Origin of the sequence: Zhongshania aquatica (assembly GCF_027257955.1) — a bacterium.
Taxonomy (GTDB): Bacteria; Pseudomonadota; Gammaproteobacteria; order Pseudomonadales; family Spongiibacteraceae; genus Spongiibacter; species Spongiibacter aquatica.
Window position 1 is genome coordinate 1 of sequence record NZ_JANZNQ010000015.1, and the last position, 14,239, is coordinate 14,239.

Annotated in this window: 12 protein-coding genes; 5 read left to right on the forward strand and 7 right to left on the reverse strand. The window is 48.2% G+C overall.

All coding sequences use genetic code 11. The annotated features are described in order from the left end of the window. On the forward strand, window positions 1-100 hold a 100-nt coding region (locus O9X78_RS14470; RefSeq protein ID WP_269618468.1), incomplete at its 5' end, for a transposase domain-containing protein. Between the two features lie 229 nt (window positions 101-329). Here the strand turns inward: O9X78_RS14470 and O9X78_RS14475 are convergent. From O9X78_RS14475 to O9X78_RS14500, 6 genes are all read right to left on the reverse strand, one after another. Next, complete coding sequence (locus tag O9X78_RS14475; protein ID WP_269620424.1) at window positions 330-677, reverse strand: hypothetical protein; 348 nt, start codon at window positions 675-677, stop codon at window positions 330-332. A 252-nt stretch (window positions 678-929) separates the two neighbouring features. Continuing rightward, a complete protein-coding gene (locus tag O9X78_RS14480; protein ID WP_269620425.1) occupies window positions 930-1,817 on the reverse strand; it encodes a crotonase/enoyl-CoA hydratase family protein in 888 nt (295 codons plus the stop codon). 21 nt (window positions 1,818-1,838) lie between these two features. Beyond that, window positions 1,839-3,005: a thiolase C-terminal domain-containing protein gene (locus O9X78_RS14485; RefSeq protein ID WP_269620426.1), complete on the reverse strand. Its 1,167-nt coding sequence runs from the start codon at window positions 3,003-3,005 to the stop codon at window positions 1,839-1,841. Next, window positions 3,002-3,418, reverse strand: a complete 417-nt coding sequence (locus O9X78_RS14490) for a Zn-ribbon domain-containing OB-fold protein (RefSeq protein ID WP_269620427.1) — start codon at window positions 3,416-3,418, stop codon at window positions 3,002-3,004. Before O9X78_RS14490 ends, O9X78_RS14485 begins: the two co-directional genes overlap by 4 nt. 97 nt (window positions 3,419-3,515) lie before the next feature. Further along, window positions 3,516-4,733, reverse strand: a complete 1,218-nt coding sequence (locus tag O9X78_RS14495; protein WP_269620428.1) for a cytochrome P450 — start codon at window positions 4,731-4,733, stop codon at window positions 3,516-3,518. Between the two features lie 103 nt (window positions 4,734-4,836). After that, the gene (locus O9X78_RS14500; RefSeq protein WP_269620429.1) at window positions 4,837-5,160 is read right to left on the reverse strand and encodes a 2Fe-2S iron-sulfur cluster-binding protein; all 324 of its coding nucleotides are present in this window, start codon (window positions 5,158-5,160) and stop codon (window positions 4,837-4,839) included. Between the two features lie 192 nt (window positions 5,161-5,352). Between O9X78_RS14500 and O9X78_RS14505 the strand changes: the two genes are divergently transcribed. From O9X78_RS14505 to O9X78_RS14520, 4 genes are read left to right on the forward strand one after another with little or no spacing between them, the layout of a single operon-like run. Next, the gene (locus O9X78_RS14505) at window positions 5,353-6,957 is read left to right on the forward strand and encodes a GMC family oxidoreductase (RefSeq protein WP_269620430.1); all 1,605 of its coding nucleotides are present in this window, start codon (window positions 5,353-5,355) and stop codon (window positions 6,955-6,957) included. Window positions 6,958-6,997: 40 nt separating this feature from the next. Further along, window positions 6,998-8,164 (forward strand): acyl-CoA dehydrogenase family protein, encoded by a 1,167-nt coding sequence (locus O9X78_RS14510; protein ID WP_269620431.1) that lies wholly within the window; start codon window positions 6,998-7,000, stop codon window positions 8,162-8,164. Next, on the forward strand, window positions 8,161-9,594 hold the full coding sequence (locus tag O9X78_RS14515) for an aldehyde dehydrogenase family protein (protein WP_269620432.1): 1,434 nt from the start codon (window positions 8,161-8,163) through the stop codon (window positions 9,592-9,594). The genes O9X78_RS14510 and O9X78_RS14515 overlap by 4 nt, the downstream gene beginning before the upstream one ends. Window positions 9,595-9,620: 26 nt before the next feature. Beyond that, a complete protein-coding gene (locus O9X78_RS14520) occupies window positions 9,621-11,411 on the forward strand; it encodes an acyl-CoA dehydrogenase C-terminal domain-containing protein (RefSeq protein ID WP_269620433.1) in 1,791 nt (596 codons plus the stop codon). 218 nt (window positions 11,412-11,629) lie between these two features. On the opposite strand, the gene O9X78_RS14525 is transcribed toward O9X78_RS14520, so the two are convergent. Beyond that, a complete protein-coding gene (locus tag O9X78_RS14525) occupies window positions 11,630-13,801 on the reverse strand; it encodes a TonB-dependent receptor (protein ID WP_269620434.1) in 2,172 nt (723 codons plus the stop codon). Window positions 13,802-14,239: the final 438 nt, after the last annotated feature.

Sequence of the window (14,239 nt, forward strand, 5' to 3'; positions counted from 1 at the left end):
GCTAGACCCGCAGGCTTACCTGAAAGACGTGATGGAGAAACTGCCGACACATCGCGCCTCAAACATTGGTGAGCTACTGCCGCACAATTGGCAGCCTTGATGTAAGGTGAGTTCGCCGGACGGTTACGGCGTAAGCGGGCTCTTCGTCTAAGGGCTGTTAAGGCACGAATTAAGTAAGCTGCTGAGTGGCCGGTATTTGGGAGAGAAACGCGGTAGTAAGGATAAGGAGGTGTGAGTTCATTGTTCTAAATAAAACAAACCCCAGTAAAATTACTGGGGTTTGTCAGTGTACCGATCCTGAAAGAAAGGCTTTTTCGCACTCTAAAGACTTACATTCCGAGAGGATTGTCCAAGCTTAGGATTTCTAAAGGGTTACCACCGGAGGGTATCAAGCCATTTAGTTGTTCCAGTGGGTTGCCCAATAATAGGCTCGTTAGAGGGTCGGCTTGTGGGGCTAATTCTATAATAAGAGGCGAGAGTGGGCTATCAAACAAGAGGGTTGTGGCAATAGGAAGAGCCTGCCCAACGCCTACAGAGGTCAGTGATGTGACTAAACCGGCAGGCGCAATGTCTCCTATAGACGGTATTGGTAGGCCTAAAAACTGTGCATTTGATAGCGTGGAGTTCAGTGTCAATAAGGCGGCTACTATTAAAGGTTTTGTGGGCATTTTTTTCATATATGACTCCGTATCTAAATTATTACTAGTTATAGCGATTAATCTAATCTAATGGCAATAGTTTGTAAAATTAAACATGCTGATTCTGTGAGCAACGTCTCTTTTTTGTAGCTCAAACGTTAGGTTGGCGACAGTGTATCTCCGGCTAATATTTAAACGAGCTTAGCGCGGTTTTTGTTATAGTGTTTCTGCTTGAAAGCCTGTTGTTGATAGTTATAGTATTTGACTGAGTTTTTAATATTTGCATCGTTGTTATTCGTATTTTGGCTCGTCCCACCAAGGGTAGAAGTCGGGCATGTCAGTTGATACTTTATTCTTGAAATCAGGCTGGCGCTTTTCTAGAAAAGACTCAATGCCCTCGGTAGCATCTTTGCTGCGTCCGCGGTGAGCAACCGCTCGGCTATCAATTTGATGAGCTTCCATGGGATGTTGCATATCAAGCCCGCGCCAGAGCATTTGTCGTGTAAGGGCGACCGATACAGGTGCGGTATTGTCTGCGATTTCACGGGCAATCTCGTAGGCACGGTCGAGTAGTAGTTCCGGTGCGAGTACTTCGCTAATTAATGCGCCGTTGAGCATCTCTTGTACCGAGATTATTCTGCCGCTAAATGACCATTCAAGGGCTTTTGAAATACCTACAATTCGAGGTAAGAAGAAGCTTGAGGTGGCTTCGGGCACTATTGCTCGGCGAGTAAAAACGAAGCCCGCTTTTGCCTCGGTACTTGCTATGCGGATATCCATTGGTAGGGTCATGGTAATGCCGACGCCTACAGCTGCTCCGTTGATGGCGGCAATAATGGGCTTTAAACTGCGATAAATTCTTAAAGAGACTAAGCCGCCAATGTCGCGTATGGCTTCTGCGCTATAGTTGATCGAGCCATCGGCATTAACGACATCACTTTTGCCGCTAATATCACCAAAGGTTTCCTTCCCCCCAGAGAGATCGGCGCCCGCACAGAAAGCGCGACCAGCTCCAGTAACGATGACGGCTTTTACATCGTCGTCAGCGTCCGTTCTATCGAGCAGGGCAATGAATTGCTCTGCCATAGCAGGGGTGAAGGCGTTGAGCTTTTCAGGCCGGTTTATGGTGATAAGGGCAATGCCCTTGTCACATTGGTAGTTAAGTAGAGGTGATTCCACGTTCTGCGTCTTCCTAAAAGGTTACAGGGAGCTGCTACCGAAAAGTGCGGAACTTACGGTTGGTGCGCCTGGGCCGCCGGCCAATAAACATACTTTTGCATTCGGTACTGGGTTTGCCGATTCCCCTCGCAACACTCGCACAGATTCAACGGCCGTTCCGAAGCCGTGGATAAAGCCTTGGGCGAAGTTGCCGCCAGAGGTGTTTACTGGCAGATTGCCACAGGGTGCAATCAGATTCTCAAACTTGATAACGTCGGTAACATTTTCATAGTTGCAAAAGCCATGATCAATCAGAGAGGCGATACCTTGGGCGCTGAAGTTCTCGTATAGCTGAACCACGTCGACATCTTTTGGGCTTAGACCGGTCTGCTGCCACAAGCGCTTAGCAATCGGCTGAAAGCCAGCAGAAGCGTAATGTATGTCATTTTCCAGAAGGTCGCCCCAGCCTTTTTGAGCACCATTGGCAACACCAAGCAAGTGAACTGGAGGTTTGCGCAGATCTTTTGCACGCTCGGCTGACACGAGCAGTATTGCGCCAGCGCCGTCATTTTCACGGGAGCAGTCGAACAAGCGAAAAGGTTCGCTAATCCAGCGGCCATTGCGATAGGCGTCGAGATCGAGTTCTTTGCCGTAAGACATCGCGTCGGGATTGCGGGAGCCATGGTAGTAGGATGCTTTCACAAGCTCTTCAGTTACGCTTTGAGGTACGCCGTAATATTCAAACATACGCTGCGCGCGCAGTGCGCAGATTTGCGCGGGGGCGAGTATGCCTGCGCTAATAATATGGTCGTTTAGATGATGGCGCATAACTGCTGCAGACATTCGGCCGCTATTGTCTTGAACCAGGGCGCGAAACACCACTACCGCATCAGCTTGTCCGCTACCGATGGCCGCAGCCGCAATGCCGAAGGCCGCGGCAATGCCGCCACCGCCGCCGCCCCAAACTTGTGAATTAAGACGAAGTTCTTTGGTGCCTAAGTCAGGCATTAGTCGAACTGGTTCATTGTTATCATCGCCGTAGGAAACAAAACCGTCGATATCGGCAGGATTAAATCCGGCATCTTCACAAGCTTCTGTAATGGCTTTGATTAGCACTCCCTGCTCGGGCATCGGTGCTTGTCCGCGTTTATATTGGCAGAGGCCGACGCCAGCAGCGGCGACACCGCCACAGAATTTTGAAATGCTCATGAGCTCTTTTCCTGGGCTGTGGTGCGGGTCCATCGCAGTGCGGGGATTTTTTCATTGTCGAAGGTGCAGAATTCGATGTGGCCTTCGACTGGGTCGCCGATGTGAACCTCTGCGTCGCCCTGATTGAGTGTGCCTAATAGTCGTGTCTTTGCGGCGTTGTTCAGCTCCACAACAACAGAGACAAAAGGCGCTACATATTCCTTTGGGACGCCGAAGTCGTACCAGCAACGCGTCCAGCTGTAGATTTTTCCCTTGGTCTCAATCTCGGTCCAAGTGTGATCCCAGCTACCGCAATCACCACAGCGGTAAACAGCGGGCCAGTTCCATTTGCTGCACTTAGCGCATTGTTGTAATCGAACCTTACCCTCTAAGAGGGAGTCCCAGTAAGGTTTGTCGGCACCGAGACCTTTCATTGTTTTAGACCTTTTTTGTTTTTTATTTGGCTGCCGTCGTGATGCGGTAATTTGCTGAGTTAGGCAGCCATTATGAACTAGGGAACCAGGCTCGATGTTAGACTGTTTCGAAGTTCAATGGTAAATGGGTGAGTGCAAGGGAAAATCCCATGCGGAAGCCAAGCTCAGTACCGGGCACCACTTCGTATTTACGTACACGCTTAAACCATTCTTCTACTAGAATGCGAATCTCCGAGCGGGCTAAAAAGCTGCCAATGCACATATGTGGGCCGGAGGAAAAGGTAAGGGTGTTACTGTCTTCCTTGGCGCGATCAATATCGAAGATGTGGGCGTTTTTGTTTTTACGGTCATCCCGGCCTGAAATGGGCAGGAGGCATAGCACCATGTCGTCTTTTTTGAAGTTAATACCAAATACATTGCTATCTTTAGCAACAATACGTGGATTGCTGATGACGCCGAACATACGGATAGCTTCATCTGTAAACTTGCTGATATCGGCGGAGTTTTCGCTGAGTCTTTTTTGTAATTCTGGCATATTTGAAAGGTGACGGAAGGCGTAACCGGTAACGTTAGCGACCGTGTCCATGCCGCCTAGGAAGAGTAAAAAGCACATGTTTTGCATCTCCCCCAAGCTGATAGGTTCACCTTTCACCTTGATATTTAAGATGTGGCTCATTAGATCGTCGCTGGGGTTTGCTTTTTTCTCTTCGAGAATTTCAGTCATGGTCATAATGATTTGACCACTGAGCTGGTGGATTTTTTCTTGATCGTTTGTGCTAAAAAAGGCTTCAGACAAATTGCGGAATTCCCACAGTCTATCCATGGGCATACCCATGAGTTCCATGAAAATGCTTACGGGATACACCGATGCAACTTCACGGACGAAATCGACTCCATCACCTTTAGCCAGTGCATCGTCGATAATCGTGGCAGCCCAGTGGCGAACCTTTTCTTCCAAAATCTTAATTGATTTAGGTGAAAAGGCGGGCATTAATGCTTGGCGATACGGTATATTATTTGGCGGATCAACGTTCAGGGGTATGAAGAACGGCGGATTTTCTATACGTGGAATCTGCATTTCTTTTGCCGAAAAAACCTCGTAGTCTTCAACCACTTTTTTTATTTCGTCAAAACGGCTAACCACCCAGTGTCCGCCATTCTTGGGTGTGTAAAAAATTGGCGGTGCGTCGTTTTGAATGCTTTGTAAGCTGCTATGTACGTCGCTAGTTACTCTAGGGTCACCGTGGTAATCATAGCTAAATACTATGTCTTGAGGCACATGTTCGGGAATATGGTCTGCAATTGGGGTTGTCATGGTGCGATCCTTTCCAGTCTTATTTGGGTCATGTTCTGTTATTGATAAGCGCGGCGATGTGTACCGAAATATATCTATTGATGTTAGATAAGTAAAGTTATTATCAACGTTGCTGCGCAGGAAGTTGTAGTACTATTCCATCTATTGCCTCAGACACTTCAAGTTGGCAGCAAAGCCTACCGTTATCTTGAGGCTCTGGTACGAATTCCAATAGGCAGATTTCCATCTCGCTTTGCTCGGGAAGTTTTGCAAACCATTCAGAGGAGACAAAAGCGTGACAAGTACCGCATACCATTGAGCCGCCGCAGTCGGCAACAATACCGTCGATATTGTTGGCGACAGCAGCCTCCATCACCGATCCTCCCGCCTTAACGTCCAGCTCTGTGCGGTCTGAGCCATCATGAGATACAAAAACAATTTTCACCATACGTTACTGCCTTCTTTTGCGCATGTTTGCTGCTTGACGTCGACCTTAAAACTAAATACATTAGATTAAATAATGCGGCCTTTGTCAACTGATGACGTAGTTTGTAAAAACGACGTTGTATAAAAATTACGCCGTAAAATAGACTGCAATTCACTCTTTGTTGGGTTGTGGGAAACGACTTGGATACTCTTTATGACTCATTTTGATTATGTGATTGTCGGCGCTGGCTCAGCTGGCTGTGTTTTAGCGCATCGATTGTCTGAAGATGCTTCTATTTCAGTGGCTCTACTTGAGGCTGGGGGCGAAGATCGGCATCCGCTTTTGCATATGCCTAAAGGGGTTGGCAAGTTAATAACAGATCCGAGGTACACATGGAGTTACCTCTCGGAGCCTGAGCAAGGTACAGCGTATGCGTCGGAAAATTGGACTCGTGGCCGGGTAATGGGCGGCTCCAGTTCAATGAATGGTCTGATGTATGTGCGCGGACAACCCGCTGATTTTAATGAGATAGCGCAGCAAAGTAGCGATGACTGGAGCTGGACGCATATAGGTGCAGCGTATGCAGCAATGGAATCTCATGAGTTGGGCGACGGTGATGCGCGAGGATCAAAGGGTGCGTTGAAAATCAGTATGGCGGATCGCCGGACTGAACTCACCGACGCGATGGTTGCCGCTGGCGTAAGTATGGGTCTGCATGAAAGTGACGATATTAACGCGCCCACCGATTCAGCTGTCGTTGGTTATGCCGCTCGTACAATATGGGGTGGTCGACGCCAGAGTGCGTCTAAGGCATTTATTCACCCGATTCGTCAAAGGCCTAATCTTCATATTTTCACCGACATTCTGGTAGATAGAGTCGAGTTCGACAATGGCCGCGCGGTAAGTGTGCTTGCTAAAAAAGCAGGAGCATCTGAAGAGCAGCGCTTTCATGCAAAGCGTGAAATTATCATAGCTGGCGGTACCATGGCGTCACCGGGAATTTTACAGCGATCTGGGATTGGTTCAGCGGCATTGTTGGCAAAGTTAAATATTCCTTTGGTGGCGGATCGCCCTGCGGTGGGTGAAAATTTGATAGAACATCGCGGGATTCTGGTCCAGTGGAGGCTTAAAAAGCCGCTGTCGGAAAACCGAGACTACGTGGGCTTGCGGCTACTAAAAAATGTCTTCCAGTATTTTTTACGTAAAACGGGGCCAATGTCTTCAGCGACTTATGAGGTTGGCGCGTGGTTTAAATCGAGCGATGCTGTTGCCCGTCCCGATATTCAGTTTTTAGTCGCGCCGTTTAGTTTTGATTTGAGTAAGCCTGGCAGGGAGCATTTGGAAAAGTTCCCGGGTATGGGGATTGTGGCCTATCCACTGCGACCGACCTCCAAAGGCAGTATTCATATTGATAGCTGCGATCCCGCAGTAATGCCGAAATTACGCCCCAACTACCACTCGACTGAAGACGATTGCAAATTGATGGTGCGAACCGTAGAGCTGGCGCGGGAGTACGCGTCTCAGCCAGCGCTAGCGGAAATGATACAGGTCGAAAGCTATCCCGGACCCGATTGTAGCAGTGATGCAGACATACTACTGGCGTACGATAAACAGGGGAGCTGCGGCTATCACGCTGTGGGCAGTTGCCGTATGGGTAAAGACGAAGATTCTGTGGTCGATCCGGAGCTTAAGGTGCGGGGTGTTCAGGGGCTACGTGTGGTTGACGCGTCGATCTTTCCACAAATCCCTTCAGGAAATACTAACGGTCCAGTGATGGCGATGGCTTGGCGTGCCGCTGATTTAATTTTGCGTGGCTAAGTTCTGTTGCCATATGGTTAGATAATTTAAGAGAAACGCTATGGATTTTAGTTTTAGTGAAGAGCAGCAGCAGTTACGTAATAGTCTGAGTCGGTTTTTAAAGGAGCATTACGACTTTGAGATTCGCCGTAAGGTCGCTGTGAGTGATAGCGGCTGGCGTCGTGAAATATGGCGGGCGCTGGCCAGCGAGCTCGGTATTCTTGGTTTGAACTTGCCAGAAAAAAGCGGTGGTCTGGGCGCAGATGCTATTACCACGATGGTGGTGATGGAGGAGTTTGGTCGGGCGTTGGTAGTTGAACCGTATCTTGATTCAGCCTTAATTGCGGGGCAGCTATTATCGACTACCGGCGGTGCCATGGCTGGGGATTTAGTGAGTGAATTGATATCAGGGGATGCGTTGCCGGTACTAGCTTGGAGTGAGGCAGCTACCCGGTATGACTTTGCGCAAATATCAATGAGTGCCAAGAAAGTCGGCGAATATTGGCAATTAGATGGTCGTAAAACCGTGGTAAATGCCGCGCCGTGGGCAAGCCATTTTTTAGTCTGTGCTAGAACGACTGGCAAGTGTGGCGATAGTGAAGGACTCTCTTTGTTTATTGTGGATAGTAAGGCCAAGGGTGTAACTATATCGGCTTACCCCACCATCGATGGTCGTCGTGCCGGAGATGTCGAATATAATAAGGTGATGGTTTCCGCCGACGCCGTGCTGGGCGAGCTTGATACGGCTCACGAACTACTAAGCACAATGCGCCCTGTTGCAATCGCGGCGCTATGTGCGGAGGCTGTCGGCGTGATGGAACGTCTCCATCTCGATACAGTTGAATTTAGTAAGCAGCGCCGTCAATTCGGACAGCCAATAAGCCAGTTTCAGGTTCTGCAACATCGAATGGTTGATATGTATATGCAGCTTGAGATGGCGAGGTCGGCGTCCTATTTGGCCAGTTTAAAGTTAACCGGCAGTGCACACGAGCGCCAGCTCGCTGCGTCAACGGCGAAAGTGACGATTGCTGAGGCCTGTCGCTATATCGGGCAAAATGCCGTGCAGCTTCATGGCGGCATGGGCATGACAGATGACTTACCGATTAGTCATTACTTCAAACGTGCCACCGCGATTGAATACGAACAAGGTAGTTTAGATTACCACCTGAACCGTTATTCATTGCTTCGTAGATCGACAGGTCCCCAAAAGGGTGGGAATGGAATATGAATAATTCGGCGTATACCGACGTTCAAACACTGCAAGTAAGCTTCAATAGCCAGCGAGCCGCATTTTCAAATGAGCGCATGCCAGACCTTGCAACTCGCCAAGATCGTATCAAGCGCGTTGTTGATTTTATTGTTGAGCAGCAAGACGATGTGGTTGCCGCAACTATTGCAGATTGGCAGCACAAGCCCGCGGCTTTTATTAAAGCTGTTGAAATTTTACCAGTGATAAATCACGCGAAAGTAGTACGTAAAAATCTAAAGCAATGGATGCGCGATGAAACGCGGCGGGCAGATTTTCCATTTAATATGGTCGGCGCAAAAACCTATATTAAATATCAACCTCTAGGTGTAGTTGGGGTAATGGTGCCCTGGAACGGGCCGATTGCTATGGCTTTGGTGGCCGCGATCGATGCCTTTTCTGCCGGTAATCGGGTGATGGTAAAAATCTCCGAATTTTCTCCGGCTGCGGCGGCGCTGTTGTCTGAAAAAATACCTCAGTATTTTGAGGCCGCAGAGTTGACTATCGTGACCGGCGAGGTAGATATCGCCCAAGCTTTTGCAGCGCTACCTTTCGACCACTTGATGTATACCGGCAGCGCGGGAACTGCTAAGCATATTATGGCGGCTGCGGCGAGAAATCTCACTCCAGTCACTCTGGAGTTGGGCGGCAAATCTCCAGTAATTGTCGACAGCGATACCGATATGGTTTATGCCGCACAGCGTACGATGAGTGGCCGATTAATTAATTCTGGGCAAGGCTGCATAACACCGGACTACGTATTGATTGAAAAACCGCTTTTAGCAGAGTTTCTGGCGGCGGCGAAGGCGGCAGTGGCAACAATGTATCCGTTTGAGTCTGCGGGAGAAGACTACGCGTCGATCGCTACAGATGCACATTTCAGGCGGATGAATGAATTACTTGAAGATGCCCGAACTAAAAATTGTCGCATAGAAGAGATAAATATAGGCGCTGATGCTAGTAAGCGTCAGTTCACGCCCGTCATTATTATTGATCCCCCGGCTGATAGCCGAGTTGCGCGCGAAGAAATCTTTGGCCCGATTTTGGTGATAAAAACCTGTGATGGTTTACAGGCCGCTATTGACCATATCAACGCGGGAGAGAGGCCGCTTGCGCTCTACTATTTTGGGGGCGAGAAGGGTAAACAACAGGTTTTGGAGCAAACTCATTCTGGCGGCGTTGCTGTGAACGAAGTCATGATGCAATTGATGATGTCAGACTTACCTTTTGGTGGTGTTGGTCATAGTGGTATGGGCAGTTATTGGGGTGGCGGCGCGGGTTATAAGCGCTTCTCTCATGCAAAATCAGTGTTTGAACAAGGCTGGTACAAGAACATTGCCGCCATGATGGATCCACCCTACGGTAAGACCATTGCTAATATGCTGAAGATGGGTTTGAAAAAACTACGATAAAGAATTGATCGGGAAGATTATTTAACGTGTCAAATTATACTGCGCCTATTCGTGATGTTTTTTTCTCTATGGAAGAAGTAAACGACTTTGTCGCCCATTATCAATATCTTTTGTCGGATACTGATTATGATTTCGACGATGTAAAAGCTGCGCTGCCAGAAATAGGTCGCTTTGCGTCTGATATTTTAGCCCCCTTAAACTCAATTGGTGATGCCGAGGGTGTGAGATGTGAGCGTGGTGAGGTACGCAGTCCTAGTGGCTTCAGCGAAGCTTATCGTCAGTACGTCGAGGGTGGTTGGCCGACTTTGGCGCAGTCAGAGGAGTTTGGCGGCATGCCGCTGCCGTTCTCAGCAAAGATTGCCGCCGGTGAATTTCTACAATCGGCAAATCAATCTTGGTGTATGTATACGGCATTAAATGACGGAGCAATTAAATGCTTAGTTAACTTTGCAACGCCAAATTTGATCACACGCTATGTACCAAAATTGGTAAGTGGAGAGTGGCTGGCAACTATGTGTTTAACTGAGGCTCAGTGTGGCTCAGATTTAAATCTATTAACGAGCAAGGCAGAGCCTACCGCTAGCGGCAGTTATCGAATTAGTGGTACCAAAATTTTTATTTCCTCAGGCGAGCATGATTTCACAGATAATATTGTGCACTTGGTCTTGGCGAGATTGCCGGACGCACCTGCCGGTACCAGAGGCATCTCACTTTTCCTTGTCCCAAAACGACTTGTTAATGAGGACTCTAGCCTCGGCGAACTCAATAATGTGAGTTGCCTTTCGACTGAGCATAAAATGGGGCTCAAGGGCAGTGCGACCTGTGTTATGGCCTTTGATGGCGCAGAAGGCTGGCTAGTGGGAGCGCCTAATCGCGGCTTACAGAATATGTTTGTATTTATTAATAAATCGCGATTAGGTGTTGGTCAGCAGGCTCAGGGTCAGATCGAAGCCGCGTTTCAAACCTCGCTGATTTACTCTCACGAACGCCGCGCTGGCCGTGCGCCCGGTGGCGCCGTTAGTCCAGAGAGTGGCGCAGATGCGTTGATACATCAGCCTGATATTTGCCGAATGCTAATGAGCCAAAAGGCGATTGCCGAAGGTGGCCGCGCGCTGATTCACTGGTGTGCTAAATACGTGGATATCAGCGATTTGGGCAATGCTGCTGAGCAGGGTGAGGCAGAGCAATTATTAGGGTTACTCATTCCGATCACCAAAGGTTGCCTATCCGAGCTCGCCAGTGAGATGACTGACTACGGTGTGCAAATTCTCGGTGGCCATGGTTATGTTACTGAATGGGGATTGGAGCAAAGGGTGCGGGACGTGCGGGTGACGCGCATATACGAAGGTACAACCGGTATTCAAGGGATTGACCTGCTCGCTCGAAAAATAACGGGTCGTGGTCGTCCTGCCTTTCAAAAACTTATCGATATTATGTTGTCGGTTTGTAGTGATGATGCGTCTGAAAAAGTGAAACCATTACAGCGCCAACTTACTCAGGCAATTGCGCAATGGCGAGAGCTTACAGACGACTTAGAGATAAAGGCCGAGCATGACAGTACGCTATTGTCGGCAATCGCAGTGGATTACTTGATGATAGCTGGTTACATAAGTTTGGGTTATATGTGGTTAAAGGCTGCGGTCGTCGCTGACAACACTTTAGTGAAAGCGCAAACCACCGAGCCTGATTTTTACCGCGCAAAGCTGCAAACGGCGCAGTTTTATTTTGATAAAATATTACCTCGGATCGAGCTGCATACGGCGGTGATTGGCAACGGCGCGCTGAACTGTGATTTGGCGTTGAGTTTGCCTGCGTAAAAGTGAGGCACTCACCCAGCCATATTTGTATGTTGCGTAAGTTCAATGATATTCAGCGTAAGATTTTAGCAAACACGGCACTGAGTTTATGCGAGTAGGATGCTAAATTTAGCGTCCATAAAAAAACCGGCCCTTGCTAAAGCAGAGGCCGGTTTTTTTTATTTATTTCCCGAGCAGAAAATGATCCTGAACGGAAGGCGTGAACAGTACAGTAAGCGCTAGAAACGTACCGCTAAAGAAACGCCATATGTCGCTGGAGTTCCGTATTGCTGCAGCATTCCCGCGCTTTGTCCTAGCACTTGCACTAAATACTCCTCATCTGTCACGTTGTTGGCGTAAACCGCTACCGTGTAGTTATCGGATGCAGGTGTCCAAGAGGCTCGCAGATTTAGTAAGCCATAGGCATCCTGGTGGGTGTCATTAGCAGCGTCAAAGTAGAATTTAGAGCTGTAATAATAACTGCTGTTCAAATTTAGCAAGCCATTTTTTAAAGGGCGTTCATAATTTAGTGACAGGTTTGCCGTCAGCTCAGGAGTGCGCAGCAAATCATTGCCGGTCGCGTCGACGTCACCAGTGCCATACGGGTCACCAGGATTACCTGTGCCCAAATACGCTGGCGCATTCTTAAAATCGTCGTATTCAGATTTGGTGTATGCAATATTCAGGTCAGCGCGGAATTGCTCACTAAATGCATAACCTAGTTGCGAATCCAGACCGTAAATTGTCGCCTCTGCGGCGTTAACCAACACCGATCCTGCACCTACAAAGCGATTTACCTGCAACTCGGAATAGTCGTAATAAAACGCGGCCAGATCGGCGCTCCACTGGTTGCGCTGGGTCTTGTAACCCAGTTCATACGCAAGGATTTCTTCTGGGTCTACTGGTACCGTACTAAAACCTGCCGGATTGAACACGCCTGATTTGTAGCCCTCGGTAATAGAGGCGTACACTGAGCTATCGTCATCAAGCGAGTAGCGCAACACCGCTCTTGGTGAGAGTTTCTCGAACGTCTCTTCAGCCTCGGTGTAGGGAATACTGTTTGGCACACTCTCAAAATTAACCCGCATGGTATCTTCACTGTACCGAGCCCCCAAGGTCAGTGTTAATAGTTCTGTCAAATCGTAGCTGCCGTCAATAAAAATGGCCTTGGCTTCTGTCTTCTGGCCATTGGCAAACGCATTGGGTACTGCGAAACCGCCTTGCACGGCATTAAAGAAGGGGAACTGGGTGTCGTCTTTAAAGTAGTAGGCACCAACCACCCATTGCAGTGGGCCTTCACCACGTGAGGTCAAATTTAACTCTTGGGAGAAGCTGTCCGCCTCAACCTGAAAATGTCCGTGGAAAATCGGCAAGTCAGACAGATCGTAATCTTGCCTATAAACAACCGTTTCGTCGTGGTAGCCGGTATACGACGTTAACACCATATTGTCGAAATCTTTTTCGATTTTAAGCGTAACGTCATCGGTTTTTGCGGTAAATCCCAGTTCTGCATCGGAGGCAATGGACCCACGCTTTGTATAAACCGGCTTTGTATAAGGCTGATTACCATTTAATTCGCTGACAGTCGGTGCGCCGGGAAAGCCTGCAGTAGGCGCATCTGGATCATTCACCAGTGCTCTACCTTCATAGGCGTTTAGGGAGTTAGGACTGCCATCATCCCGGTCGGTGTGTGCGTATGATAGGAGTATTGATAAGCTGTCACTGGGTTCAAATAAGCCCTTTAGGCGTGCGCCCCAATTGTCTTTTGTATCGACGTCTTCGCCGGTAATTTCATTATCGACAAAACCATCGCTTTTATGGATATAAGTCGAAACACCAACTGCTACCTTGTCAGTTAGTCCTCGAGAGCCAGTAAATGTGGTGCGTATATCATTGTAACGACCATAACTGAGTTTAAGTTCGCCCTCGGGCTCGTAACTCGGGACACTGGTAGTAATAATGATAGCGCCGCCAGTGGCATTGCGACCAAAGAGCGTTCCTTGTGGCCCTTTTAGCACTTGGACCGAATCGATATCAGCCATTTCAAAAGCACTAGTTAATGCGCTTGCTCGGTATATACCATCGACGTATGTTGCGACCGACGCACTCAAGCCAGGTCCTGCAACAGAGCTACCTATACCTCGAATAGTTGGCTGAGAAAAACCGCCAGATAAATCAAGACGAAGACCTGGTACTGTCTGGCCAAGATCCTGAACATCCATTATACCCGCCTGTTCTAGCTGGTCACCGGTAGCGCTATCAATAGAAATAGGTACGTCAACATTTCGCTCCGATCGCTTTTGTGCGGTGACCACAACTTCTTCAAGCATCGTTTCCGCAATGACCGATTGAGTGATTAGCAAGGGCGCGGATAAAAGAACGGCATGGGATAATTTAAAATACTGCTTCATACAGGTAACTCTCCAGCGATTATTATCGTTTTTTGCACGGCACTACACCGTCTTTCGGTGAGCACACGGCGGCATTAATTAGATGATTAATTAATTCTAATAACATTAGTTAAGTGAGCTTGAAACATCAAGTTATTTCCGTGAGTAAATATACGTATTGGCAACAATAAAAAATTAACGTTGAGACTTATTGGCTAGAAATTATCTCCGGTATGCTACTGATTAAGTTGAATATTCATAATTATTTCAAGACTATTTTTCCGGTTAATCTGGCATCGCCGCCCTAGCTTTAGTAACTATCTAAACTGGTATGTCGCACGCCTGCGTAGGGAAAATTTGATAGATTCGCCAACGGACATAGCCTGATTTAGAGCCAAAGTAATTTGACGGGTATCATCATAAAGATGAGTTAGCGATTCCCACATATTTTAGACATCG